A 24,751-nucleotide genomic window follows, 5' to 3' on the forward strand; every position below is an offset into this window, starting at 1 on the left:
TCGTTGTCAGGCGCGTTAATGAAAGTGCACAGTTTAGCAACATTCAAGAAACGCAGCTTTGTATAGACCGGGCTGCAAGCATGAGCGCACCAGCCTGCCGGGAATTAATGTGCTGCGTTTGCCTTGGCCAGTACCACGGTCCAGCGATTGAACAACAGCATCTGCAGGTGGCCAGGATCGTCGCCAGGACGGCAATCGATGATGGGATTGACGCTGTACTGGTTTTTCCGCACTTCGCGGCGGATCTGCATTTCGCGGCGACCTACGCGCAGCATGAAACCGGCTGGTGCCTGGTCGAGATAGAGGGGGTTGCTTGCGGTGGTATTGAATTGCGCCATGACGTCTTCTCCAAAGCAGAAACGTTGAACATGGCGTTAATGTATCATAAGTACTGTATGAATAAACAGTATTTTTGAACTGTGGTTTTTTATGCAGGGTGCCTTGGGCACCCTGCGGTCACGCGTTTACGGGAAGAATCGTAAGATTCAGGCGGTCGGCGCCGCCGCGGCGCCATCGTCATCTTCCCCGATCATGCGCTTGATGCCGGCATGCTGATGGTCCTGGATCTTAGTCTTGTATTTCAGGACCTGCCGATCAAGCTTGTCGATCAGCGTGTCGATGGCGGCGTACAGGTCCTGTGCGATGCTGGCCACATGCACATCCTTGCCCCGTAGCCTCAGGGTGATTTCGGCGCGCTGGCGCCTTTCTTTCTCAGGGAGGTTATCAACGGCCAGGATGACCGCTATATCAATGACATGATCGAAATGGCGCTTGATCCGCTCAAGCTTGCCTTGCACGTATTCACGAATTGCGGGAGTCACTTCGAGATGATGTCCACTGATGGTGAGATTCATACTACGCTCCTGTGAAAGGCCGGCAGAGGTTTCACTGAGGATGAAACATGTCAGCGAGTTACATGCTGCAAAGAACTACAAGGACTTGCGCAGATTGACTGGAGGGATTTTCAGGGCTTCCCGATATTTTGCGACGGTACGGCGTGCTACTACCATACCCTGTTCCGCCAGCATTTCTGCGATGCGACTATCGGAAAATGGGTTCTTCGGGTCTTCGGCTCCTATGAGTTGTTTGATCAACGCCCGGATTGCAGTCGATGAGGCTTCGCCGCCTGCATCGGTTGCAACATGGCTGCCGAAGAAGTACTTCAACTCGAACATGCCATGCGGCGTGAGCATGTATTTCTGTGTGGTCACACGCGAGATGGTGCTTTCGTGTAAACCCAGTGTATCAGCTATTTCTCGTAACACAAGAGGTCGCATTGCCACTGCGCCATGGGAGAAAAAGTTGCGCTGGCGGTCCACAATGGCCTGGGCGACGCGCAGGATGGTATCGAAACGCTGGCGCATGTTCTTGATCAGCCATTTCGCTTCTTGCAGCTGCGAACTCATCGAGCCTTCGCCCTTGCTCTGCTTGAGGATGTTGGCATACAGCGCATTGACGCGCAGGCGCGGCATGACGTCATGATTGAGCATCACCTGCCAGCCGTTCTTGCCGCGCTTGACGATCACGTCGGGCACGACATAGTCCGACGCGTCGCTGGCGAACATGGCGCCAGGGTGCGGATTGCATTGCCGGATCACTGCCTGCGCCTCGCGCAGGTCTTCCTCGTCACAGTCCAGGCTCTTCTTCAGCTTGTTGAAGTCGCGCTGCGCAAACAGCTGCAAGTGCTTCTCGACGATCTGCAGTGCGGTGCGGCGCGTCACCATGGGAACGCGCGGCATGCGCCGGATCTGCAGCGCCAGGCACTCCGACGCGTCGCGCGCGCCGACGCCGGCCGGGTCGAAGCTTTGCAGCAGCTTCAGCGCCATCGACAGCTCCTCGATCTCGACTTCCAGTTCCTCCGGCAGGCGGGCGTGGATCTCTTCCAGCGGCTCGGTCAGATAACCGTTGTCATCCAGCGCGTCGATCACCAGTTCAACCAGCGCCCGGTCGCGCGGATTCTGGACAGTTACGCGCATCTGTTCCAGCAGATGCTCGCGCAGGGTCAGCTCATGCGCTTCCATCTGCGGGCGGGCATCGTCGTCTTCCGGGGCCTTGGAGGTGCGAGCAACGTCGTCGAAACTCCAGTCGGCGTCGGCGCCGCTATCGCTGCCTTCGCCGCCACCCTCGCCGGCTTCGAAACCGCCTTCGCCTTCCGTGGCAGGGGCAGCGTCGGAAGCAGGTGCGTCGCCGCTTGGCGTGGAAGTCGGCGCGCTGCTGACGGAGCCGTCGGCGAGCAGCCTGATCGAATGGTCAAGTGGATCATCCAGACGTTCAAGCAGCGGATTCTCGGACAGGATCTGTTCCAGTTCCTGATGCAGTTCCAGCGTTGAAAGCTGCAGCAGCCGGATCGACTGCTGCAGTTGCGGCGTCAGCGCGAGATGCTGGGATACGCGGAGTTGAAGTGTCTGTTTCATTTTTGCCTTTTCTCACATCCGGAAGTGCTCGCCGAGATAGACGCGGCGCACCGACTCGTCGGCAATGATGTCGTCCGGGCGGCCGCTGGCCAGCACTACGCCCTGGTTGATGATGTAGGCATGGTCGCAAATGCCCAGCGTCTCGCGGACATTGTGGTCCGTGATCAGCACGCCGATATTGCGTTCCTTGAGGAAGCGCACGATGCGCTGGATTTCGATGACGGCGATCGGATCGACGCCGGCAAAGGGCTCATCCAGAAGGATGAAGCGCGGGCTGGTAGCCAGGGCGCGCGCGATTTCAACGCGCCTGCGTTCGCCGCCGGAGAGCGACATCGCCTGGTTGTCGCGCAGCTTTTCGATCTGCAGTTCGGAGAGCAGGGCATTGAGCCGGTTCGCGATCTGTTCCTTCGACAGCGGCTTGCCTTCATAGCGCTGCAGCTCCAGCACCGCGCGAATGTTTTCCTCCACCGTAAGCTTGCGAAATACCGATGCTTCCTGCGGCAGGTAGGACAGGCCCAGCACGGCGCGGCGGTGGATCGGCAGGCGCGAGATGTCGACGCCGTCCAGGTCGATGGCGCCGGCGTCGGACGGCACCAGGCCGACGATCATGTAGAACGACGTGGTCTTGCCGGCGCCGTTCGGCCCCAGCAATCCGACCACCTGGCCGCTTTCGACATGCAGGGAGACATCACGCACCACCTGGCGCGCGCCATAGCTTTTTTGCAGGCCCTGCACGTTGAGAATGCTGTTCTCCATCTCAGGGCGCCTTGGTGTCGTTGCGTGGCTGGATGATGGCCTTGATGCGTCCGGCGCCGGCCTTGCTGGTGCTGCTGGGCGTGTTGTTGACCGAGTAAAACTCCTGCTTGCTGTCGTAGGAAATGAATTCGCCTTCGACCTCGTCGGTCGGGCTGGCGCCTTCGAGAAGACGGATCTTGGCGTTCACATAGAACTTCGCGACCTCGGTCTTGGTGTCGTACTCGATGCGGTCGGCCGCTTCGCCTTCGATCCAGAGGTTCGGGCCGCCATCGCGTTTTTGCCGGAAAGTGGCTTTCTCGCCGCGCTTGGCGTAGACGGTGGCGTATTGGTAGCCGGCCGGGTCCTGGGTGACGACCATGCGGTCGGCTTTCAATATCAGGGTGCCGCGCGTGAGCACCACATCGCCGGTGAAGGTATTGATCTGCTTGACGTCGTCGTAGGCCATCTGATTAGCCTCGATGTTGGTTGGCTTGGTCATGTCGGCCTTTTCAGCCAGCGAGCTGCCCGCCGCGGCCATGCCTATCAGCAGAATGAACCATGCGTGAAGTTGTTTCATCACTCTTCTCTAAGGAAATGCGTTGTTGATTGTCCGGTCGCGCTTTCAGCGGACGGCGGTCTGGCGCGGCGGCAGGGTTGCCTGGACCCGGCTGGCAAGGCTGAGTTCGCCGGTGGCATTGTTGGCCACCATGCCCGCGCCGTTGAGCGTCGAGCCGCCCAGGGTGAGGCGCACCGGCCTGTCGGTGCGCATGATGTCCTCGTCGGGCAAGATCATCAGGTAGTCGGACTCCAGGTGGAAATTTTCCGCCTGCGGCGTTTTCGGGCGATCTATCTTGACATCGTCATACATGTGAATCTTGACGCCACCGGGTTCCACGATGGCCCGCTCCGAGCGGGCTGTCATCGGCGGCCTCTCGCGCGAAAGGCTGTTAATCACAGGCAAATCGATCGTGTGCGTGTCGTCGGCCGGATTGTGCACCATGCGCTTGCCGGCGATGTTGTACTGCGCCTCGCCAGTGGCGGACAGCCGCACGAAATTGAAATTGTCGACGTAGTAATCGGGTTCGGTGCGCGCCGCCGCCGGGCCGCCGCCGTTGTCCGGCGTGCGCATGATCTGCAGCAGCCAGAAGCTGCCCAGCGCCATCAGCGTGACCAGCAGCAGCATCGGCGCCATGCTGAAGCGGCGGCGATCCTGTTTCATCTCAGATACGGCGCCAGCGCCGCCTCGTAATTGCCCTGCGCCCGCAGGATGAAGTCGCACAGTTCGCGCACGGCGCCCCGGCCGCCGCCGGCGGTGGTGACGTAATGCACCCGCGAGCGCACCTCGGGATGGCCGTTCGGCACGCTGGCGGCAAAGCCCACGCGGGTCAGCACCGGCAGGTCGATCACGTCGTCGCCGATGAAGCCGCTGGCCTCGGCCTCGACGCCGCATTCGGCCAGCAACGCTTGATAACCCGATAGCTTGTCATGCACGCCCTGCTGCACATGGGTAATGCCGAGATCGGCCGCGCGCCGCGCCACCAGCGCCGACTGGCGCGCACTGATGATGGCGGTGATGACGCCCGACTGCTGCAGCAGCTTGATGCCGTGGCCGTCCAGCACATTGAAGGTCTTGATCATTTCGCCGTCCGCGCCGAAATGCAGGCTGCCGTCGGTCAGCACGCCATCGACATCGAACACCATCAGCCGGATGCGGCGTGCCCGCGCCATGCTTTCCTCAAGTGACTGCTGCATCAGATCACCTTTGCGCGGGTCAGGTCATGGATGTGGAGGGCGCCGACCAGGATGCCGTCGCCGTCGGTGACCAGCAGCTGGTTGATGCGATGCTGCTCCATCATTTCGACCGCCTCGACCGCCAACTGGTCCGGGCCGATGCTGCGCGGGCCGGGATGCATCACGTCGGCGATCACGATCTTGCTGAAGTCCTGCACTTGCTCGATCATGCGACGCAGATCGCCGTCGGTGAACACGCCGATCGGCCGTCCTTCTGGATCGACCACCGCGGTCATGGCCATGCCCTTGTGGCTGATTTCCAGCAGCGCCGCGTTGAGCGAGACTTCTGGCGCCACCCTGGGCACAGCGTCGCCGCTACGCATGACGTCGCGCACATGGGTCAACAGTCGCCGGCCCAGCGCGCCGCCCGGGTGGGAACGGGCAAAATCCTCTTCCCTGAAGCCGCGCGCATCCAGCAGCGCCACGGCAAGCGCATCGCCCAGCGCCAGCGTGGCGGTGGTGCTTGCTGTGGGCGCCAGGTTCAGCGGGCAGGCTTCCTTGGCCACGGCCGTATTCAGGTGCACGTTCGACAGCAGCGCCAGGCTGGAAGCGTCGTTGCCGGTCATGGCCACCAGCTTGGCGCCCATGCGCTTGATGATGGGCACGATGGCCAGCAGCTCGGCGGTTTCGCCGGAATTGGAAATGGCGATGAAGGCATCGTTCTCGGTGACCATGCCCAGGTCGCCATGGGCCGCCTCGGCAGGATGGACGAACAGGGAAGGGGTGCCGGTCGAGGCCAGCGTGGCGGAGATCTTGCGGGCAATATGGCCGGACTTGCCCATGCCGGAGACCACCACCCGGCCGCTGCAGCCCAGCAGCAGGCCAACCGCCTGCGCAAAACTGCCGTCGTCGGCGGTGACGCGGTCCTTCAGGGCCAGGATGGCGTCGGCTTCGATCTGCAGGGTTTCACGCGCCATTTCGGTTGCGCGTGCCGCCTGCGCCGTGTCGAAAGACTTCGACAATGGTTTTTCATGGGTTACACTCATGCCCGAAGTATAAACGAATTACGAAAGCAAAAAACCTGCCAGAAATAACAAAAACCCGGTGATTTGATTGGTCACTTATCGGCACATATGCATCTGCCGTTTCAGTTTTTCAACAATCACCGGAAAGTCCGCCTGCCCAATGTTTTCTGCTCTCGAACTTACCTTGCTGCTGCTGGGCTCGGCCGTGCTTGGCGTGGTCGGTTTTCGCATGCTGCATCTTCCACCCATGCTGGGCTACCTGGCTGTGGGTATCCTGATCGGCCCGCACGCGCTCGGGCTGGCCGAGGAGAACGCCACCACCCACACCCTGGCGGAATTCGGCGTTGTCTTCCTGATGTTCTCTATCGGACTCGAATTTTCCCTGCCCAAGCTTTCCTCCATGCGCAGGACGGTGTTTGGCCTGGGCATGGCGCAGGTGCTGCTGACCATTGCGGTGACCATGCTGTTCGGTGCGCTGTCGGCCTGGATATTGCCGTCGCTGTTCCAGATCAGCTGGCGGGCCGCCTTTGCGCTGGGCGGCGCGCTGGCCATGTCGTCCACCGCCATCGTCTCCAAGATGCTGACCGAAAGGCTGGAACTGGAAAGCGAGCATGGGCGCCGCATCATCGGCATCCTGCTGTTCCAGGACCTGGCGCTGGTGCCGCTCTTGATCCTGGTGCCGGCGCTGGCCAATCCGCGCGACCTGCTGCCCACGCTGGTGTGGGCCGGCCTGAAGGCGGTGCTGGTGCTGGTGCTGCTGCTGGTGATCGGGCAGAAGCTCATGCGCGGCTGGTTCCAGATCGTGGTCAAGCGCCGTTCGCAGGAACTATTCATGCTGAACCTGCTGCTGATCACGCTGGGCGCGGCCTGGATCACCGAGCGCGCCGGCCTGTCGCTGGCGCTGGGCGCCTTCGTCGCCGGCATGCTCATTTCCGAGACAGAGTACAAGCACCAGGTGGAAGAGGACATCGCGCCTTTCCGCGACGTGCTGCTGGGGCTGTTCTTCATCACCATCGGCATGCTGCTCAATGTGCCGCTGGTGCTGGAAAACTGGTGGCTGGTGCTGCTATTGCTGCTGGTGCCGGTGCTGGTGAAGTTCGCGCTGATCGCGGCGCTGGCACGGCTGTTCGGCGCCTCGCCAGGCGTTGCGCTGCGCACCGGCCTGGCGCTGGCGCAGGCCGGCGAATTCGGCTTCGTGCTGCTCAACCAGGCCGGCGGTCTGCAGCTGGTCGACCCGTTCCTGGTGCAGCTGATCCTGGCCTCGATGGTGCTGTCGATGCTGATCACGCCGCTGATCCTGGCCAAGTCGGATGCCATCGTGCTGAAGCTCTCGGCCAATGACTGGATGCTGCAGTCGCTGGCGCTGACCCGCATTGCCACCCGCACCATGTCGACCCAGAAGCATGTGATCATCGCCGGCTTCGGCCGCAGCGGACAGAGCCTGGCCAAGCTGCTGGAGGAAGAGAAGATCGCCTATCACGCGCTCGACCTCGATCCCGAACGGGTGCAGGAAGCGCAGGCGGCCGGCGCCAGCGTGTCGTATGGCGACGCCACGCGCCGCGAAAGCCTGCTGGCGGCAGGCATCCATCGGGCCGAGGCCATGGTGATCACCTATGCCAGCACGCCGTCGGCATTGAAGACGCTGCACCATGTGCATGAGCTGGCGCCGCAACTGCCGGTCATCGTGCGCAGCCATGACGATACTGACCTCGACAAGCTGCGCGGCGCGGGCGCGGCCGAAGTGGTGCCGGAAGCGATCGAGGGCAGCCTGATGCTGGCTTCGCATGCGCTCCTGATGCTGGGCGTGCCGCTGCGCCGCGTGCTGCACCGGGTGCAGGATGTGCGCGGCCAGCGCTATGCGGCCCTGCGCGGCTACTTCCACGGTGCCGACGATGCGGCCGACCATTCCGAACACCTGAATGTGCGGCTGCATTCGGTGTCGCTGTCCGAGCATGCGCATGCAATCGGCAAGCCGCTGGCGGAGCTCGGGCTCAACGAGGTGGGCGCCGAGGTGACCGCCATCCGGCGCAGCAGGAGCCGCATCGATGTCACGCCGGAGACGGTGTTCCACGGCGGCGATATCGTGGTGCTGCGCGGCGCGACCGAAGCCATCGCGCTGGCCGAAGCGCGTTTGCTCAAGGCATAGCGGCGGAAGAACAAGCGCCTGTGCCAATTCCCATTCACATCATTCACTTCATCATTGCTGCGGTCTGGCCCATGCCTGCGCGCATGCGGAAAAAGGACTAGCGGCAGTGGACATGTTTCAACGCATTCTCAGCATCATCTTGCCGGTATTCGCCATCATTGCGGTGGGCTATGGCTATGCGCGGCTGCGCGGCGAGAGCGTGCGCGCCGACATGGGCGCAGTCAACCGGGTCAGCATGGAAGTGCTGTGCCCGCTGCTGGTGTTTACCGCGCTGGCGGCCAAGGATTTCGATGTTGGCCACAACCTGGTGCTGATCCTAGCCGGCGTGCTGATCTCGCTGGGTTCGGGCCTGCTGGCATGGCCTGTGGCGCGCCTGCTGGGCTACGACGTGCGCAGCTTCGTGCCGCCGATGATGTACAACAACTGCGGCAACATGGGCCTGCCGCTGGCGGCGCTGGCTTTCGGTCCTGCCGGCCTGTCGGCGGCGGTGGCGCTGTTCATGGCCGCCAACCTGGTCTACTTCTCGGTCGGCATCAAGATCATCGAGACCGGGCGGCATGGCCGCCGCAGTTCCTTCTTCAAGTTCATGACCAGCCCGATGATGCTCTCCATGATCTTCGGCATGCTGTGCGCGGTGTTCAAGCTGAGCCCGCCGGCGCCGCTGCTGTCAGCACTGCGGATGCTGGGCGACGCCTGCATTCCGCTGATGCTCTTTTCGCTGGGCGTGCGCATGATGGATGTGAATTTCCGCAGCTGGCACATCGGCCTGATCGGCGCGATTGCCTGCCCGCTGACAGGCCTGGCCAGCGCCGGCCTGCTGGACCTGGTGCTGCCGTTGAGCGACATGCAGCGTGGCCAGATGTACCTGTTCGCCTCGCTGCCGCCGGCGGTGTTCTGCTTCATGATTGCCGAGCAGTACAGGCAGGAGCCGGACAAGGTGGCTTCCATCGTGCTGCTGGGGAACCTGGCGTCGCTGGGATTCGTGCCGCTGGGATTGTGGCTGGGACTGGCCTGAACGGGCAGGGGGCTTCAGGCAGTCGGACGTATTTCCATCACGCCGGCGCGCACGCTGCCGGCGTCGCATGGCGCGGCAAGCACCTGCTGCACGCTGGCGCCGGCCGGACCCTGGCGCGCCCAGGCCTCGACCTGCGCCAGCGCGCCGGCGTCGCCGTCGACCACGGCTTCCACCGAGCCGTCATGCCGGTTGCGCACCCAGCCTGACAGCCCGAGCAATGTGGCCTGGCGCTCGAACGCGGCGCGGTAGCCCACGCCCTGTACCCGGCCGGTGATCTGCAGATGCAGCGCCATTGCCTTACTTCTTTTTCTTCAGCATCGGCGCCAGATACTTGCCGGTGAAGCTGGCAGGCGTCTTGGCCACATCCTCCGGCGTGCCGGCGGCGATGATCTGGCCACCGCCCGCGCCGCCCTCCGGACCGAGATCGATGATCCAGTCGGCGGTCTTGATCACGTCGAGGTTGTGCTCGATGATGACCACGGTATTGCCCTGGTCGCGCAGGCGGTGGATCACCTTCAGCAGCAGGTCGATGTCATGGAAGTGCAGGCCGGTGGTAGGCTCGTCGAGGATATAGAGCGTGCGGCCGGTGTCGCGCTTGGACAGTTCCAGCGACAGCTTGACCCGCTGCGCCTCGCCGCCCGACAGCGTGGTCGCGCTCTGGCCCAGGCGAATGTAGCCCAGGCCGACGTCCAGCAGGGTCTGCAGCTTGCGCGCAATCACCGGCACCGGCTTGAAGAACTCATGGGCTTCCTCCACCGTCATGCCGAGCACCTCGGTGATGTTCTTGCCCTTGTACTGCACTTCCAGGGTTTCCCGGTTGTAGCGGTTGCCGTGACAGACATCGCAGGGCACATACACGTCCGGCAGGAAGTGCATTTCCACTTTCAGCACGCCATCGCCCTGGCAGGACTCGCAGCGCCCGCCCTTGACGTTGAACGAGAAGCGACCGGCCGAGTAGCCGCGCTCCTTGGCGGTGGGCACGGTGGCGAACAGGTCGCGGATCGGCGTAAACACGCCGGTGTAGGTGGCCGGATTGGAGCGCGGCGTGCGGCCGATCGGCGCCTGGTCGACCGAGATCACCTTGTCGAAATGCTCCATGCCGGAGATCGAGTCATGCGGCGCCGGTTCGGCCTGCGAGCCGTACAGGTGGCGCGCGGCGGCATGGTACAGGGTGTCGTTGACCAGGGTCGACTTGCCCGAACCGGACACGCCGGTCACGCAGGTGAGCAAGCCCACCGGCACCTTGAAGGTCACGTTCTTGAGGTTGTTGCCGGTGGCGCCGGTGATGATGAACTGGCGCTTGGGGTCGGGTTTGGTGCGCTGCTCCGGCACCTTGATCTGGAAGGTGCCGTTCAGGTACTGCGCGGTCAGGGACTTCTTGTTCTTCAGGATCTGCGGCAGCGTGCCCTCGGCGATCACGTCGCCGCCATGCACGCCCGCGCCCAGGCCCATGTCGACGATGTAGTCGGCGCAGCGGATCGCATCTTCATCATGCTCGACCACCAGCACGCTGTTGCCGATGTCGCGCAGATGCTTCAGGGTTTCGATCAGGCGGTCGTTGTCGCGCTGGTGCAGGCCGATCGAGGGCTCGTCCAGCACGTACATCACGCCTGTCAGGCCGGAGCCGATCTGCGATGCCAGCCGGATGCGCTGCGCTTCGCCACCCGACAGGGTGTCGGCGCTGCGTTCGAGCGACAGGTAGTCCAGGCCGACGTTGTTCAGGAAGGTCAGGCGCGCAATGATTTCCTTGATGATGCGGTCGGCGATCTCGCGCTTGGAACCCTTGAGCTTCAGGGTCTCGAAGAACGACAGGGTGTCGCGCAGGGGCGTGGCCGCGACTTCATAGATCGCGCGTTCCTGCGCGCCGTTGCCGACCTTCACATGGCGCGCCTCTTCGCGCAGCCGGGCGCCGTTGCAGGCCGGGCATTCCTTCTTGTTGATGAACTTGGCCAGCTCTTCCTTGACGGCGATCGAGTCGGTCTCGCGATAGCGCCGCTGCAGGTTGTTGACCACGCCCTCGAAGGTATGCTCGCGCACCACGGCGCGGCCGCGTTCGTTGATGTAGGTGAAGGGCACGGTCTGCCGGCCGGAGCCGTGCAGCACCACGTCCTGCGCCTTCTGCGGCAGGTCTTCGAAGGGCACGTCGAGGTCGAACTCGAAGTGGGATGCCAGGCTGGACAGCATCTGGAAGTAGAACTGGTTGCGCCGGTCCCAGCCCTTGACCGCGCCGGAGGCCAGCGACAGGTTGGGGAAGGCCACGATGCGGCGCGGATCGAAGAACTCGATATGGCCGAGGCCGTCGCATTCCTGGCAGGCGCCCATCGGGTTGTTGAACGAGAACAGCCGCGGCTCCAGTTCCTGCAGCGAGTAGCCGCAGTCGGTGCAGGCGAACTTGTTGGAATAGACGCTCTCGATGCCGGTGTCCATGTCCACCACCATCGCCCGGCCGTCGGCCAGGCGCAGCGCGGTCTCGAAGCTTTCCGCCAGGCGCTGCTTGATCTCGACCTTGACCTTCACGCGGTCGATCACGACGTCGATGGTGTGCTTCTCGGTTTTCTTCAGCTTGGGCAGGTCGTCGATGTCATGGATGTGCGCGCCGCCGGTGCCGGACTGCACCCGAAAGCGCACGAAGCCCTGCGCCTGCATGTGCTCGAACAGCTCGAGATGCTCGCCCTTGCGGTTGGCCACCACCGGCGCCAGGATCATCAGCTTGGTGTCTTCCGGCATGGCCAGCACGGCGTCCACCATCTGCGACACCGACTGCGCCGCCAGCGGCCGCTGCGGATGGCGCGGGCAGTAGGGCGTGCCGACGCGGGCATACAGGAGGCGCAGGTAGTCGTGGATTTCAGTGACGGTGCCTACCGTCGAGCGCGGATTGTGCGACGTGGCTTTCTGCTCGATCGAGATGGCCGGCGACAGGCCCTCGATCAGGTCGACGTCCGGCTTTTCCATCAGCTGCAGGAACTGCCGCGCATAGGCCGACAGCGACTCTACATAGCGCCGCTGGCCTTCGGCATACAGGGTGTCGAAGGCCAGCGAGGACTTTCCGGAACCGGACAGGCCGGTAATGACAATCAGTTTATTGCGCGGCAGGTCGAGATTGATGTTCTTGAGGTTGTGCGTACGGGCGCCTCGAATGCGAATTTCTTCCATGAATACTTTCAGCGTTAGTATCCCGGCTGCTTGTGAAATGTTGTGCAATCAATCGCGGCAGGAGCGGGGTTCAAGCGGGTCAACCTGATACTATAACGGGTTTTGAAGTTCGCCGTATTACCCGGTATTTGCCGCTAAATCCTACCCATGTCATCCAGTCAATCCCCCTTGCCGGACAGCCGCATGAACCGCACCGAAGTCCGCGCCAGCGCCTCGCTGGCCGCGATATTCGCGCTGCGCATGCTGGGCCTGTTCCTGATCCTGCCGGTGTTTTCCGTGCATGCCCGCAGCATGCCCGGCGGCGACAATGCGACCCTGATCGGCCTGGCGCTGGGCGTGTATGGCCTGACCCAGTCGTTCGGGCAGATCCCGTTCGGCATCGCCTCCGACCGTTATGGCAGGAAGCGCATCATCATCATCGGCCTGCTGCTGTTCGCGATCGGCTCCTTCATCGCCGCCATGGCCAGCCATATCGGCTGGGTCATCGTGGGCCGGGCGGTGCAGGGCGCCGGCGCGATCTCGGCGGCCATCACCGCGCTGATTGCCGACAGCACCCGGGAGGAGCACCGGACCAAGGCCATGGCCATGGTGGGCGGCTCGATCGGGCTGTCGTTCGCGCTGTCGCTGGTGGCCGCGCCGCTGCTCTACAGCGCCATCGGCATGAGCGGCATGTTCGCGCTGATCGGCCTGATGTCGGTGGCGGCCATCCTGGTGGTGCTGTACGTGGTGCCGCCCGCCGCGCCGCTGCCGCCGGGCCGGGTGCGCTTTGCCGAAGTGCTGAAGAACCGCGAGCTGATGCGGCTCAACTACGGCGTGTTCGCGCTGCACCTGACGCAGATGGCGATGTTCGTGGTGGTGCCGGCGGCGCTGGTGCAGAGCATGAATATGCCGGTGTCGACGCACTGGAAAATTTACCTGCCGGTGGTGCTGGCGTCCTTCGTGCTGATGCTGCCGCCGGTATTCGTCGGCGAGAAGCGCGGCTGCATGAAGCAGGTGTTCATCGGCGCCATTGCGCTGCTGCTGCTGGTGCAGGGCGGCATGTGGTTCACGCTGTCGCAGGCCACGCCGGGCGCGCCCGCCCTGGTCGGCCTGCTGCTGGCCTTCTTCATCGCCTTCAACATCCTGGAAGCGAGCCAGCCGTCGCTGGTATCGCGCCTTGCGCCGCCCGGCGGACGCGGCGCCGCGCTGGGCGTCTACAACACCTTGCAGGCCCTGGGCCTGTTCTGCGGCGGCGCCGCCGGCGGCTGGCTGACCCAGCATGCGAGCCGCTCGGCGGTCTTCATTCTGGGCGCGGGCCTGACCGTGGTGTGGCTTATAATTGCGTCCAATATGCAAAACCTGCCGCGGCGCGGCCCGAAACAGCAGCCAGCCGCCGTCTAAACAGTTAAGGAGAGTTATCCATGGCTTCGGTCAACAAGGTCATCATCGTTGGCAACCTCGGGCGCGACCCGGAGACCCGCTACATGCCCAGCGGCGACGCAATGACGTCGATCACGGTCGCCACCACCGACACCTGGAAGGACAAGGCCACCGGTGAAAAGAAGGAACAGACCGAGTGGCATCGCATCAGCTTCTTCGGCAAGCTGGCGGAAATCGCCGGCCAGTACCTGAAGAAGGGCAGCCAGGTCTATGTCGAAGGCTCGCTGCGCACCCGCAAGTACACCGACAAGGACGGCGTCGAGAAGTATGCGACCGACATCCGCGCCGATACCATGCAGATGCTGGGCAGCCGCCAGGGCATGGGCGGCGGCGCGGGCGCCGGCGGCGGCATGGGCGGCGGCATGGGCGGCGGCATGGATGACGGCGGCTACGGCAGCGCGCCGCCGGCACGCCAGAACACCGGCGGTGGCGGCGGTGGCGGCAGCCGCCCGGCGCCGCGTCCGGCGCCGAATTTCTCGGATATGGATGACGATATTCCGTTCTGAGGAAGCTGGTCCAGCCCGGAACGTCCAGCAAACCCCTGACCTTGCCTCACAGCCGGTCAGGGGTTTTTCATTTGGGTTGCGGCACGGCAGCTGCTGGTATGGCCAGTGCGCAGTGCCGGCTCCGGCGTCGATCGAAACCGGCAGCCTCGCCAGGCTGCAGGCCTTTGCTTCGCGGTCAAGACGGCCTGCCTGACCAGGGACACGTCAGTGCGCATCCCGCCTGTTTCCCCGCGCAGCCCCGACAACGCGGGTCAGCACAGGCTCGCACAGCATCAGCAGCAGCGCTGCGCAGATCAGGCCGAAGCACAGCGCGCTATTGGCCGACAAGGTCTGGTGATAAACCAGCACGGCGACCAGCAGCTGCGTTACTGGCAGCACGAACTGGAAAAAGCCCATGATGGTGATCGGCAGGCGCGCCGCCGCGAGCGAGAACAACCAGAGCGGCAGCACGGATACCAGGCCGCTGGCGGCAAGCAGCGCCCAGGTGGCGCTGGTCAATGGCGGCGGCCATGCCAGGTGCAATGCCCCGCTCCAGGCCAATGCCGGCAGCAGCAGCGCCAGCACCAGCGTTTCGCACAGCAGGCCGCCGAAGGCGTCCAGCGTGGCGATTTTCTTCAGGCAGGCGTAGGCGCCCCAGGTGATGCCGATGATCAGGTAGACCCGGTGCTGCAATTCCTGGCTGCGGAACGCGAGCAGCAGGACGCAGCCGGCAATCAGCAGCAGGGCGGCCAGTCGGGTGGGGCTCATGGTTTCTCCGAACACCAGGCGCCCGGCGGCGATGGCCACGAAAGGCGCCAGCAGGTAACCGAGGCCGCTTTCCACCACGTGGCCCTGGATAGAGGCCCATATGAAGGTAAGCCAGTTGCAGGCCACCAGAATCGCCGCCGTCACGTGGATCGCCACATCGCGCCGGCTCACGCGCTGCGCCAGTGCGCGCAGCCGGCCCAGAGCGCCCATGATCAGCAGCAGGGCGGCCAGCGAGGCAATGATGCGCGCGGTCAGCAGCGTCAGAGGGGGCAGCGCGCCCAGCGTCTTCCAGAACAGCGCTGACAGGCCCAGCAGCACATTGGCCGTGATGCCGGCGCAGGCGGCTGCCATGTGGCGCGAGGCCAGGGCCATCATGCCCTTCCTGCCTTGCCAGCGCGGCAGCCGAGCGATACAACAAACCATGACAAGCCACCATCGGTATGCATCAGGCAAGCGGCCCGTGTCCGGTGCGGGCTGTTGTTGTCAGGCCATGGAAGCCGCTGCATGCGACGCGGCCAGTCATCAGCCATGACATGTGTCCAGGCAAGGTTTCTGGCGCGCCCGGGGATAGGCAAGACGATAGTATGGCGGATGCCGGCATGGTGATATTCCTGTTGATGAAGCGATTTTGCAAAGCGCGTTGGCAAGGCTAGGATACGCGCCGCATGCAAGGATAAGCCCCGCTTGGTAATCCGGGTGCGTCGATGCGCAGGAACAGGCAGACCTGCCTTGAAACGCTGACAAGCCATCGACAGGCCAGGCGCCCATGCCACGTACGATGCGCACAGCAAGCCATGCGCCGTGGCCAACCATGCCCGACCTGATCAGCTTGCCCGGCACGGCGCCGGTCCCGCAGGGCTGTCGCTTATTGCCATAGGCTTTTTTCACCCCCATACCCCTACCCATTCGGTCTACAATCCCGGTTCTGCGCACCGTCGAGTGCGGATGCCGGATGCATGTTCGTCACACAATAAAAAATGAAATCCCAGCAAAACAAGCATGGACGCCTGGCCAGCATTGCCGGCAGCAAGCCGGTACTGGCAGTCGGGGCGCTTGCCCTGACCTATCTGGCAGGCGGCCTGTTCATCGTGCCGGCGCTGCTCAAATGGCAACTGCCCGAGCAGGCCCAGAGCCGGCTGGGCGCCACGCTAAGCCTGGGGCATGTCTATTTCAATCCGCTGACCCTGACGCTCGAACTGGGCGATGTCAGCCTGCGCACGGTGCGCGAAGGCACGCTGCTGGCCGCCGAAAAACTGCGCGCCGACTTTGAATTTTCCAGCCTGTTCCGCCGCGCCTGGACCTTTACCGACATCCAGCTCGAACAACCCAGCCTGCGCATTGAATTCGACAAGGACGGCGGGCTCAACCTGCAGCCGCTGCTGGCGGCATTGAAGCGGCCCGGCGCCAAACCGGAACAGGCGCCGCCAAGGCTGCTGGTGCGTCACCTGGGCGTGAAGAACGGCCGGGTCGACGTGGCTGACCAGCGCCTGGAGCAGCAGCTCATCGCCCGCATCAATCCGCTCACGCTGGAGGCAACGAATATCGGCACGCTGGCGCCGGACAGCGGCAACTGGCAGCTGTCGGCGCGCAGCGAGGCCGGCGAGGTGCTGCGCGCCGGCGGAACGCTCGGGCTGCAGCCATTTTCGCTCAATGGCAACCTGGACCTGGCCGGCATGCAGGCGGGCACCCTGGCGCGCGGGCTGCACACCCGGCTGCCGCTGAGCGACGTGGCAGGCACGCTGGGCCTGTCGGGCAAGTACAGCGCGGCCATCAGGGATGGCGCGCTGCATGCGGTGCTGGAACAGCTTGAACTGACCCTGGCCGGCTTCACCGCCACGGCGCAACGCCAGGTCATCGCGCTGGAATCGGGCCGGCTGGCCCTGCCGCGGGCAGAGTGGTCGCCGGCGGCGGACGGCATGCAGCTGACCCTGACCGGGCCGGCGCTGACGCTGGGCGCAGCCAGCCTCTCCAGCGGCGCCGACCGGCTGCAGTTGCCCGAGGCCAGCCTGGGCATGCGGCAGCTGCTGGCCAGTGTCGGCGACGCCACCGCGCTGACGCTGGAAGACACCGCGCTGGCATTGCCGCGCCTGCAATGGAAACAGGCAGGCGGCGACATCGACGCTGCCGCGCCATCGCTGAAACTTGACCGGCTTGCGCTGCGCCTGTCGGCAGGCGCGATGGAGGCGCAGGCCGAGGGCGCCGCGCTGTCGCTGGCCAGCCTGGCGCAGCGGGCCGCCGGCCAGGCGGTGCGCACCGGCGCCGTCAGGCTGACGTCGCGCCAGATCCGGTCCGGCCGCAAGGAAGGCGACAAGGCGGTCTTGTCGGCGCAGATGCTGGCGACCCGGCTGGAAGCGGCCGGCGTCGCCGTCGGCGCGGCCGGGCGCCAGGGCGCGCGCTACAGCCTGGCCCAGGGCAGCAGCGCCGCCGACACGCTGACCTTGTCCTTGCCCGCGTCCGGACCGGATGTCAGCGCCGACGGCCTGTCGGCCAGCCTGAAGAAGCTGGCGATCAACGAGGCGCGCCAGGCCGGCGAACTGGCGCATGCGGACGATGTGCAGCTCAAGGGCGCGAAGGTGCGGCTGGGCGAGCGCCGGCTCGATCTCGGCAGCCTGGCGCTGGCCGGCGGCGCCGCCCAGGTGCGCTTCGACAAGGATGGCAGCCTGAACTGGACCGGACCGGCAACACCCGTACCCGTAACGGACGCAGCCCGCCAGCCGGATCAGAAGTCTGCAGCCAGGTCAGCCAAGTCAGCCAAACCCGTCAAGTCCGCCACTCCTCCCAAACCCGCTGCACCCGTCAAGTCTGTCGAGCCCGTCGCGCCCGCCAGGCCCGGCAACGCGCCGGCCGCAGCGCCCTGGCGCATCACTGCCAGCAAGCTGGCCCTGCGCGATTTCAGCCTGGCCTATGCCGATGCGCGCCAGGAACCGCCGCTGGCGGTCAAGGTGGATGACATCGCCGCCACCATGAGCGAGTTCGATACCGGCGCCCCCGGCCCGGCGCGGCTGCAGCTATCCGGCCGCAGCGGCGGCGGCACGCTGCAGGCCGAAGGAAGCATCGCCCTGACCAATGGCGCCGGCGACCTCGGCATCCGCGCCGCCGGCCTGCCGCTGGCGATGCTGCAGCCCTACCTGACCGAAGCGGCGCGGCTGGCGCTGACCGGTGGCACCCTGTCCGGCGCCGGCCGGCTGCGCTTTGGCGATGCGCAGGGGCCGAAGCTGGCTTACACCGGCACCGCATCGCTGGACAAGGTGGCGATCGAGGAAACCGCGCCGCGCCGGCACTTCATGTCCTGGGATGCGGTGGCCGCCAGCGACATGCGGCTGACGCTGTCGCCGAACCGGCTCGACATTGGCCAGCTGCGCATCGCCGGCCCGGTCGCCGAGCTGATCATTGCCGAAGACCAGAGCGTGAACCTGGCGCGCGTGTTGAAGCGCAAGCCGGAAGCGGCCGGGCAGGGCGCAGCGGCAAAAGGCGGGAATGCGCCCGCAGCGCCAGGCCAGGAGGCCGACGCCTTCCCGGTGTCGATCGCCCGGCTGCGGGTGGAGCGCGGCGTGCTGACCTTCGCCGACTTCAGCCAGCAGCCGCAGTTCAGCACCCGCATGCACCACCTGCAGGGCGTGATGACCGGCCTGTCGAGCGCGCCGGGCAGCCGTGCCCGTCTGCAGTTCAATGCCGCCATCGCCGACTATGGCGATGCCCGCATCGAGGGCAGCATGAACCCGTTCAAGCCGGCCTATGCCACCGACGTGCGCATGAACTTCCGCAATGTCGATCTCTCTGCGCTCACGCCCTACGTGGTGCGCTTTGCCGGCTACCGCGTCAGTGCCGGCACGCTGTCGATGGACCTGCGCTACCAGGTCAGGGAGAACCGGCTGGTGGGGGACAACCGCTTCGTGCTCAACAAGGTGCAGCTGGGAGAAAAGGTCGACAGCCCGACCGCGATGGACCTGCCGCTGAAGCTGGCGCTGTCGCTGCTGGAAGACGAAAACGGTGTCATCAACATCGGCGTGCCGGTCAGGGGCGACCTGCAGAACCCGCAGTTCAGCTTCGGCGCAGTGGCGCGCCGCGCGATCGGCAATGTGCTGCGCAGCGTGGTCACCGCGCCGTTTCGCGCGCTTGCTTCATTGTTTGGCGGCAGCGGCGAAAAGCTCGATACGATTGCCTTCGACGCCGGCAGCGCGGAACTGGCGCCGCCCGAACAGGAGAAGCTGGCCAAGCTGGGGCAAGGCCTGGCGAAACGTCCCAATGTGCGGCTCGTGGTGCATCCGGCCGTGGATGCCGCACAGGACGCGCAGGCGCTGCGGTCGGTGGAGGCGCGCCGCCTGCTGCTGGCGCGCATGGGCGTGCGCCTGGCGCCGGGGGAAGATCCGGGCCCGATCGACACCGCCAGCGTCGCCGCGCAGAAAGCCATTGCCGCCATGTACGCCGAACGTTATCCCGGCCCCTTGCCCACGCCGCCGGCCGACCAGGCGGCCGACGCCTGGTATGGGCAACTGCTGGACAAGGTGATTGCCGCGCAGCCCTTGCCGCAGGACGCGCTGGCGCAGCTGAGCCAGGCGCGCGGCGCCGCGGTGCGGCAGCAGCTGGAACAAGCGGCGCTGCCGGCGCAGCAGGTGGCGCTGGGCAACGCGGACGAATCCGCCTCGGACGGCACGGCAACCCGGCTGGAGCTGGCGCCGCTGTAGCCGCTGCCGGGGAGCAGTCAGGCAAGGGGGGAATATCCTGAAGGGGCATTCCACCAAGCCGTTGATCACTGCCAGGGGCAACCAGAAGCAATCAAGCCTGCGCGGCCTGGTCCGGCATCGTTGCGTTGCCCTGGTCGAGAAACCAGTCCAGCGCCCGCTGTGCGATCCCGGGCGGCACCACATGCCCGCCCGCGAACTCGACATACGTCACCGGATAGCCCTCTCTTTCCAGGCGCGGCACGATGCGCCGGCTGCAGATTGCCACCGGCAGCACGTCATCCGCATCGCCGTGCGCGATGAACATTCGCGGCAAACCGCGGCTGGCCAGCGGCAGGATGAAGCCGGGCGAGAAGGCGATCACATGGGAAAACAGGTCGCCATTGTCCATGCCCAGCGATAGCGCATAGGAGGCGCCGTCGGAAAAGCCGCCGACGGCGAGACGGGTCGTGTCGATGGCATAGTCGGCGAAAACCATGGCCAGGCTGCGTTCTATCAGTTCCACGTCGGCGCCGTAGTAATGGCGGGCGATCAGGTCCCAGGTCGAGTCGCGCGATGCCGGCGCCAGCAGGATCAGGCCGGCGGCGTCGGCATGCTCGCGCAGCAGGTCCAGGCCATGCAGCGCATGGCCGCCGGCGCCGTGCAGCAGCAGCGCCATCGGGGCCGGGCAGTCGGGCCGGTAGCCTGGCGGCACATACAGGTAGCTGTCGCGGCCGTTGGCATCGGGCAGCGCCTGCAGGCCGGTCGGTGCCGCATGACTGATGTGTTTGGGGCGGGAATGCAGGTGGGAGTCGGCAGGCATGGGTCGGCTGCATCCTTCGGAAGATTAGAAAAATCTCGACATGGAACAGATGCTTGGAATGTTCGCCTGCACGTCGGTTCAACCCGATGGCGGCGTTATTGCCGGAATTTGACGCAGCAACAACCCGGATGCTGCGATGCGGCCGTCAGAACGACGCCGAATACAGGATGGCGGCAAACGACAGCACGATTAATGAAATGCAAACCAGCTCCCCAATGGACTTCATGACAATCTCCCTGTACTTATGTTAACGATAGTGCAATGGGCAGACGGAAAAACAGTTGATCAAGCGCAACTATAGCGCGCGTCTTATTGCCGGGCAGAACATTGTGTTCGGCGAAATCAAGGGATTGTTCCCGACTCGTCGTCCGATCCAATGATCAATTGGTAAAAAATTCCGGATTTCCCGCCAGAACGGTGGACAATAACGCCGCGGCGGGTCCAGCCTTCGCCGCAGTGTCGAACCGGATTGCGGATTATTCATGAAGTTTTCATCGTTCCAGCGTCTCTCCCTGCCCCTGCAGACGCTTCTGCTGCTGGCCTGCACCTTGCCGATACTGTGGGCCCTGCTTCTATTCGACCTGCATCGGCTCGATCACCAGGCGCGCACCCTGAGCGGGGCGCAGGTGGACAACCTGGCTCGCGCCTTCGCCGAGGAAGTGAAGTCCTCCATCAGTTCGATCGACCTGACGCTGGTGGAACTGCGGGATGAATGGCAGGGCGGCTACAACGATTTTTCGCAGGTGGTCAGCCGGCGCCAGGCCTTCCTGGAAAAGGACATCGGCTTCCAGGTGGCCATCATCAATGCCGCCGGCAACCTGGTGTTTTCCAGCGTGCGCTCGCCGTCGATGTCGATGAACCTCGCTGACCGCGAGCATTTCCGCGTGCATCGCGGCCTGGCATTCGGCGACCGGCTGTTCATCAGCAAGCCGGTGATGGGCCGCCTCTCCAAGCGCTGGAGCATCCAGTTCACCCGGCCCCTGATCGATGCCAGCGGCAATTTCTCCGGCGTCATCGTGCTGTCGGTATCGCCGAATTATTTCGGGCGCTTCTATAACACGATCGACCTCGGCAAGGATGGTTCGATCACCCTGGCGCGCGCCAGCGGCGAGATCCTTGCGCAATCGCCCGATTCGGAAAACGCGATGGGCAAAGCGGTCGCCGATGCGCCCTTTCTTCAGCCCGGCCAGGCCGAGTATGGCCAGTACGAGGGCCGCTCCGGCCTCGACGACATCGAGCGGCTGTCGAGCTGGCGCCTGCTGCCCAAGGAGGAGATGGTGGTGGTGGTCGGCCAGTCGCTGGACACCATCCTGGCGTCCTACCGCCAGCAGCGAACTGCGTATTTCTCGATCGGCGCCGCGATCTCGCTGCTGCTGGCCACGGTAGGCTATTTCCTGCTGGCCGGCATGCGCCAGCGCGCCATCGCCACCGAGGCGCTGGTCGACAGCGAGGCGCGCTGGAAATTCGCGCTGGAAGGCGCCGCCGAAGGCGTGTGGGACTGGGATGTGCGCAGCGGGGAGGTCCAGTTCTCCCGGCGCTGGAAGGAGATTCTCGGCTATGCCGACGACGCCATCGGCAGCCATATCGACGAATGGAACGGCAGGATCCACCCGGAAGACAAGCCGCGGGTTCTGGCCGAACTGGAATCCCACCTCTATGGCACGGCCCCGACCTACAACAGCGAACACCGGATGCGCTGCCAGGACGGCGGCTGGAAGTGGGTGCTGGAGCGCGGCATGGTGGTGAGCCATACGGCCGACGGCCAGCCGCTGCGCATGGTGGGAACCTTTTCCGACATCAGCCAGCGCAAGGAGGCCGAGCAGCTCGACCGGGAACGCCTGCAGGCTCTGGAAGAAAGCCGGCGCGCGCTGCAGCAGGCGCAGAAACTGGAGGCGCTGGGACGCCTGACCGGCGGCATCGCCCATGACTTCAACAACATCCTGCAGACCCTGACCACCGGCATCCAGCTGTCGCTGTTTTCCGTGAAGGACCAGGGCATCCAGACCGCGCTCCTGGCGTGCCAGCGCGCCGTGGAGCGCGGCGTGCAGCTGACGCGGCAACTGCTGGTGTTCGGCCGGGTCCAGGAGGCGCACTTGAAAGCGGTGCACCTGCCGCGGCAGATGCAGGAAATCCATTCCCTGCTGCGCGGCGCGCTGCCCAGCAATATCGAATTCTTCGTCGGCATGCCCGAGACCCTGTGGCCGGTGCGCATCGACCCGCTGCAGTTCGAGCTGGCCATGCTGAACCTGGCCATGAACGCCCGGGACGCGATGCCGCAGGGCGGCCAGTTCAGCATCAGCGCCAGCAACGTCACCATCGCGGTCGCCGCCAATGGCCTTGCCACCGGCGACTATGTGCATCTGCGGGTCCGGGACACCGGCGAAGGCATGAGCGAAGAGGTGATGCAAAAGGCGCTGGACCCGTTCTTCACCACCAAGGTGGTGGGCAAGGGCTCGGGTATGGGGCTGGCGCAGGCTTACGGCTTTGCCAGTCAGATGGGCGGCACGCTGACCCTGCAGAGCAGCAAGGGCGAAGGCCTGGACGTGGCGATCTACCTGCCGCGCAGCCTGCAGGAAGCGCCCGCGGCAGCGCCGGCGGCCAGGGCCGCGGCGCCGGCGGCCCGGTCGCGCGGCCGCATCCTGCTGGTGGAGGACGATACCCTGGTCAGCCAGACGGTGAGCCCGGCGCTGCAGAAGGCCGGCTTCACGGTCGATGTGGCCGACAATGGCGAGGAAGCGCTGCGCTGCCTGGAATCGCAGCAGCCGTTCGACCTGGTGTTCTCGGACATCGTCATGCCGGGCGCCATCAGCGGCATCGAGCTTGCCGAGATCGTGCGCAGCCGCTTCCCGGCCATGCGCATCATGCTGGCGACGGGCTACTCGGAGCGCCGCGTGGAAACGGCGGGGATACGCACCCTGGCCAAGCCGTACGCGGTCGACACGCTGGTGACTGCCCTCAACGAGGAACTGTATGGCGCCGAGGGGCCGGCCGATGCCGAGCCCGCCCGGCACGTGCATTGATGCAGGTCGGCGCCGGGACGCCCGTTACGCCAGGGGCCGGCTTGCCGACAGGCCGTCCGTACCGGACGCATAGCTGAGTTCGGGCGCGATCTCCACCCGGTTCTTGCCCAGCTTCTTGGCGATGTAGAGCGCCCGGTCGGCGCCCTCGATCATCTGCGCCACTTCCAGCGCGCCCTGTTCGGCCGACTGCACGCCCAGGCTGACGGTAAATGGCGGCATGCCGTCGAAGGCACCCTCGCTGAACCTGGCGCGGATGCGCTCCGCCACGGCAGTCGCCTCGTCCAGCGCGGTGTCGGGCAGGAGCAGCGCGAATTCCTCGCCGCCATAACGGCAAAGCAGGTCATGACCGCGCAGTTCGCCGGCGGTGACGGTGGCGAAGGTCCTGATCACTGCGTCGCCCACCGGATGGCCATGGCCGTCGTTGATGCGCTTGAAGTCGTCGATGTCGATCAGCAGCAGCGACAGCGGCCGGCGCTGGCGGCGCGCGCGCAGGACTTCGCTGGTCATCATCCTGAAAAACGTGGCGCGGGTACAGGCGCCGCTGAGATCATCATGCGAGGCGGCATATTCCAGCTTTTCCTGCACCCGGGTAGTCACCATGAGCATGAAGCCGAAGCTCAGGCCGACCAGCGAGATCGAAAAGCTGGCCAGGTAAAACATGTGGACCATCGAGTTGTCGTTCCAGTAGTCCTCGCTGCTCTGCCCCGCAAGGGCAAAATAGAACCGTCCCAGCGATACCAGCGCCTCGACGGCAAACAGCGTGCCGGTGAAGCGCTCGGCAAAGCCCTGCTTCTTCATCCGGAACAGGAACCATGCGCTGAGCCCGAACAGCAGCGTGTTGACGGCAGTGACGAACTCAAGCCGGCCGCGGTAGTCGTCGACCACTACGGTCAGCCACAGCAACGCCGCGGCCACGGCCAGCAGCAGGCCCGTCGCCCAGCGGTGTCCGGCGCGCAGGCCGGTGAAACGGCGCAGGCTGATGTGCATCAGCACAATGCCGCCGACGATCAGCGTATTGGCCAGCACCACCGTCAGAAGCGGCGACAGCGTACCGCGGGAACTGAACAGAAACGCGCCGCCCACCATCGCCACGCAACCCCAGCCCCATTCGCCGATGCCGCCGACCTCCCTGGGGAAACTGCGGCGCAGGACGAAAAAGATCATCGAGCAAAGTATGCCGGCGACTGCGGAGGTGATGATGAAGGAGCGGGGATCGAAGGTAGGCATGTCTGTAACGATTCAGGAGCTTTTCTCATCCGGGAATGTGCAGGAAGGCCGGACCGGAACGGATGGGAAAGCGACGCGCAGGCAGGGCCTGGAAATCATCGTCACGCAAATATACAGTGAAAATATTTC

At 64.8% G+C, this 24,751-nt stretch carries 19 protein-coding genes; 6 read left to right on the top strand and 13 right to left on the bottom strand.

Annotation, left to right across the window (positions count from 1 at the left end):
* Positions 1–104 precede the first annotated feature (104 nt).
* The 8 genes from ABC383_RS16280 to ABC383_RS16315 form a co-directional block, all read right to left on the bottom strand.
* Complete coding sequence (locus ABC383_RS16280; protein ID WP_413015095.1) at positions 105–338, bottom strand: hypothetical protein; 234 nt, start codon at positions 336–338, stop codon at positions 105–107.
* A 147-nt stretch (positions 339–485) separates the two neighbouring features.
* Positions 486–854 carry a ribosome hibernation-promoting factor, HPF/YfiA family gene (gene hpf / locus ABC383_RS16285; RefSeq protein ID WP_413015096.1) on the bottom strand — a complete coding sequence of 123 codons (369 nt, stop codon included), beginning with the start codon at positions 852–854 and terminating at the stop codon, positions 486–488.
* A gap of 75 nt (positions 855–929) precedes the next feature.
* Positions 930–2,414 carry an RNA polymerase factor sigma-54 gene (locus tag ABC383_RS16290; protein ID WP_413015098.1) on the bottom strand — a complete coding sequence of 495 codons (1,485 nt, stop codon included), beginning with the start codon at positions 2,412–2,414 and terminating at the stop codon, positions 930–932.
* Between the two features lie 12 nt (positions 2,415–2,426).
* On the bottom strand, positions 2,427–3,170 hold the full coding sequence (lptB, locus tag ABC383_RS16295) for an LPS export ABC transporter ATP-binding protein (protein ID WP_413015100.1): 744 nt from the start codon (positions 3,168–3,170) through the stop codon (positions 2,427–2,429).
* Position 3,171: 1 nt separating this feature from the next.
* Entirely contained in the window at positions 3,172–3,726 is a 555-nt protein-coding gene (lptA, locus tag ABC383_RS16300; protein WP_194713658.1) for a lipopolysaccharide transport periplasmic protein LptA, read from the bottom strand.
* 45 nt (positions 3,727–3,771) lie between these two features.
* Positions 3,772–4,368, bottom strand: coding sequence for an LPS export ABC transporter periplasmic protein LptC (gene lptC, locus ABC383_RS16305; protein ID WP_413015102.1), 597 nt, complete (start codon positions 4,366–4,368; stop codon positions 3,772–3,774).
* Entirely contained in the window at positions 4,365–4,901 is a 537-nt protein-coding gene (locus tag ABC383_RS16310) for a KdsC family phosphatase (RefSeq protein ID WP_413015104.1), read from the bottom strand. Before ABC383_RS16310 ends, lptC begins: the two co-directional genes overlap by 4 nt.
* The gene (locus ABC383_RS16315; RefSeq protein WP_413015106.1) at positions 4,901–5,926 is read right to left on the bottom strand and encodes a KpsF/GutQ family sugar-phosphate isomerase; all 1,026 of its coding nucleotides are present in this window, start codon (positions 5,924–5,926) and stop codon (positions 4,901–4,903) included. The genes ABC383_RS16310 and ABC383_RS16315 overlap by 1 nt, the downstream gene beginning before the upstream one ends.
* Positions 5,927–6,065: 139 nt before the next feature.
* On the opposite strand from ABC383_RS16315, the gene ABC383_RS16320 reads away from it, so the two are divergent.
* Positions 6,066–8,051 (top strand): monovalent cation:proton antiporter family protein, encoded by a 1,986-nt coding sequence (locus ABC383_RS16320; protein WP_413015107.1) that lies wholly within the window; start codon positions 6,066–6,068, stop codon positions 8,049–8,051.
* Between the two features lie 112 nt (positions 8,052–8,163).
* Positions 8,164–9,066 carry an AEC family transporter gene (locus ABC383_RS16325; protein WP_413015109.1) on the top strand — a complete coding sequence of 301 codons (903 nt, stop codon included), beginning with the start codon at positions 8,164–8,166 and terminating at the stop codon, positions 9,064–9,066.
* Positions 9,067–9,080: 14 nt separating this feature from the next.
* On the opposite strand, the gene ABC383_RS16330 is transcribed toward ABC383_RS16325, so the two are convergent.
* Both ABC383_RS16330 and uvrA read right to left on the bottom strand, forming a co-directional pair.
* The gene (locus ABC383_RS16330; protein ID WP_413015111.1) at positions 9,081–9,359 is read right to left on the bottom strand and encodes an acylphosphatase; all 279 of its coding nucleotides are present in this window, start codon (positions 9,357–9,359) and stop codon (positions 9,081–9,083) included.
* A 4-nt stretch (positions 9,360–9,363) separates the two neighbouring features.
* Positions 9,364–12,219: an excinuclease ABC subunit UvrA gene (gene uvrA, locus ABC383_RS16335; protein WP_413015112.1), complete on the bottom strand. Its 2,856-nt coding sequence runs from the start codon at positions 12,217–12,219 to the stop codon at positions 9,364–9,366.
* Positions 12,220–12,402: 183 nt separating this feature from the next.
* Between uvrA and ABC383_RS16340 the strand changes: the two genes are divergently transcribed.
* Complete coding sequence (locus tag ABC383_RS16340; protein WP_413015113.1) at positions 12,403–13,599, top strand: MFS transporter; 1,197 nt, start codon at positions 12,403–12,405, stop codon at positions 13,597–13,599.
* 20 nt (positions 13,600–13,619) lie between these two features.
* The gene (gene ssb, locus ABC383_RS16345) at positions 13,620–14,144 is read left to right on the top strand and encodes a single-stranded DNA-binding protein (RefSeq protein ID WP_413015115.1); all 525 of its coding nucleotides are present in this window, start codon (positions 13,620–13,622) and stop codon (positions 14,142–14,144) included.
* Between the two features lie 204 nt (positions 14,145–14,348).
* On the opposite strand, the gene ABC383_RS16350 is transcribed toward ssb, so the two are convergent.
* Positions 14,349–15,266 (bottom strand): EamA family transporter, encoded by a 918-nt coding sequence (locus ABC383_RS16350; protein WP_413015116.1) that lies wholly within the window; start codon positions 15,264–15,266, stop codon positions 14,349–14,351.
* A gap of 602 nt (positions 15,267–15,868) precedes the next feature.
* Here ABC383_RS16350 and ABC383_RS16355 point away from each other — a divergent pair.
* Positions 15,869–19,576, top strand: a complete 3,708-nt coding sequence (locus tag ABC383_RS16355; protein WP_413015118.1) for a DUF748 domain-containing protein — start codon at positions 15,869–15,871, stop codon at positions 19,574–19,576.
* A 91-nt stretch (positions 19,577–19,667) separates the two neighbouring features.
* Here ABC383_RS16355 and ABC383_RS16360 read toward each other — a convergent pair whose 3' ends face one another.
* Positions 19,668–20,375: an alpha/beta hydrolase gene (locus ABC383_RS16360; RefSeq protein WP_413015120.1), complete on the bottom strand. Its 708-nt coding sequence runs from the start codon at positions 20,373–20,375 to the stop codon at positions 19,668–19,670.
* Positions 20,376–20,857: 482 nt separating this feature from the next.
* Here ABC383_RS16360 and ABC383_RS16365 point away from each other — a divergent pair, with 482 nt between their 5' ends.
* A complete protein-coding gene (locus ABC383_RS16365; RefSeq protein WP_413015122.1) occupies positions 20,858–23,395 on the top strand; it encodes a PAS domain-containing protein in 2,538 nt (845 codons plus the stop codon).
* Between the two features lie 24 nt (positions 23,396–23,419).
* Here the strand turns inward: ABC383_RS16365 and ABC383_RS16370 are convergent, their stop codons facing one another.
* Positions 23,420–24,622: a GGDEF domain-containing protein gene (locus ABC383_RS16370; RefSeq protein ID WP_413015123.1), complete on the bottom strand. Its 1,203-nt coding sequence runs from the start codon at positions 24,620–24,622 to the stop codon at positions 23,420–23,422.
* Positions 24,623–24,751 lie beyond the last annotated feature (129 nt).

This window comes from Noviherbaspirillum phoenicis (genome assembly GCF_047237965.1).
Taxonomy (GTDB): Bacteria; Pseudomonadota; Gammaproteobacteria; order Burkholderiales; family Burkholderiaceae_D; genus Noviherbaspirillum_A.

Coding starts and splice junctions, on each gene's coding strand:
- ABC383_RS16280 (WP_413015095.1), bottom strand. CDS start 338: ATGGCGCAATTCAATACCACCGCAAGCAACCCCCTCTATCTCGACCAG.
- hpf (WP_413015096.1), bottom strand. CDS start 854: ATGAATCTCACCATCAGTGGACATCATCTCGAAGTGACTCCCGCAATT.
- ABC383_RS16290 (WP_413015098.1), bottom strand. CDS start 2,414: ATGAAACAGACACTTCAACTCCGCGTATCCCAGCATCTCGCGCTGACG.
- lptB (WP_413015100.1), bottom strand. CDS start 3,170: ATGGAGAACAGCATTCTCAACGTGCAGGGCCTGCAAAAAAGCTATGGC.
- lptA (WP_194713658.1), bottom strand. CDS start 3,726: ATGAAACAACTTCACGCATGGTTCATTCTGCTGATAGGCATGGCCGCG.
- lptC (WP_413015102.1), bottom strand. CDS start 4,368: ATGAAACAGGATCGCCGCCGCTTCAGCATGGCGCCGATGCTGCTGCTG.
- ABC383_RS16310 (WP_413015104.1), bottom strand. CDS start 4,901: ATGCAGCAGTCACTTGAGGAAAGCATGGCGCGGGCACGCCGCATCCGG.
- ABC383_RS16315 (WP_413015106.1), bottom strand. CDS start 5,926: ATGAGTGTAACCCATGAAAAACCATTGTCGAAGTCTTTCGACACGGCG.
- ABC383_RS16320 (WP_413015107.1), top strand. CDS start 6,066: ATGTTTTCTGCTCTCGAACTTACCTTGCTGCTGCTGGGCTCGGCCGTG.
- ABC383_RS16325 (WP_413015109.1), top strand. CDS start 8,164: ATGTTTCAACGCATTCTCAGCATCATCTTGCCGGTATTCGCCATCATT.
- ABC383_RS16330 (WP_413015111.1), bottom strand. CDS start 9,359: ATGGCGCTGCATCTGCAGATCACCGGCCGGGTACAGGGCGTGGGCTAC.
- uvrA (WP_413015112.1), bottom strand. CDS start 12,219: ATGGAAGAAATTCGCATTCGAGGCGCCCGTACGCACAACCTCAAGAAC.
- ABC383_RS16340 (WP_413015113.1), top strand. CDS start 12,403: ATGAACCGCACCGAAGTCCGCGCCAGCGCCTCGCTGGCCGCGATATTC.
- ssb (WP_413015115.1), top strand. CDS start 13,620: ATGGCTTCGGTCAACAAGGTCATCATCGTTGGCAACCTCGGGCGCGAC.
- ABC383_RS16350 (WP_413015116.1), bottom strand. CDS start 15,266: ATGATGGCCCTGGCCTCGCGCCACATGGCAGCCGCCTGCGCCGGCATC.
- ABC383_RS16355 (WP_413015118.1), top strand. CDS start 15,869: ATGAAATCCCAGCAAAACAAGCATGGACGCCTGGCCAGCATTGCCGGC.
- ABC383_RS16360 (WP_413015120.1), bottom strand. CDS start 20,375: ATGCCTGCCGACTCCCACCTGCATTCCCGCCCCAAACACATCAGTCAT.
- ABC383_RS16365 (WP_413015122.1), top strand. CDS start 20,858: ATGAAGTTTTCATCGTTCCAGCGTCTCTCCCTGCCCCTGCAGACGCTT.
- ABC383_RS16370 (WP_413015123.1), bottom strand. CDS start 24,622: ATGCCTACCTTCGATCCCCGCTCCTTCATCATCACCTCCGCAGTCGCC.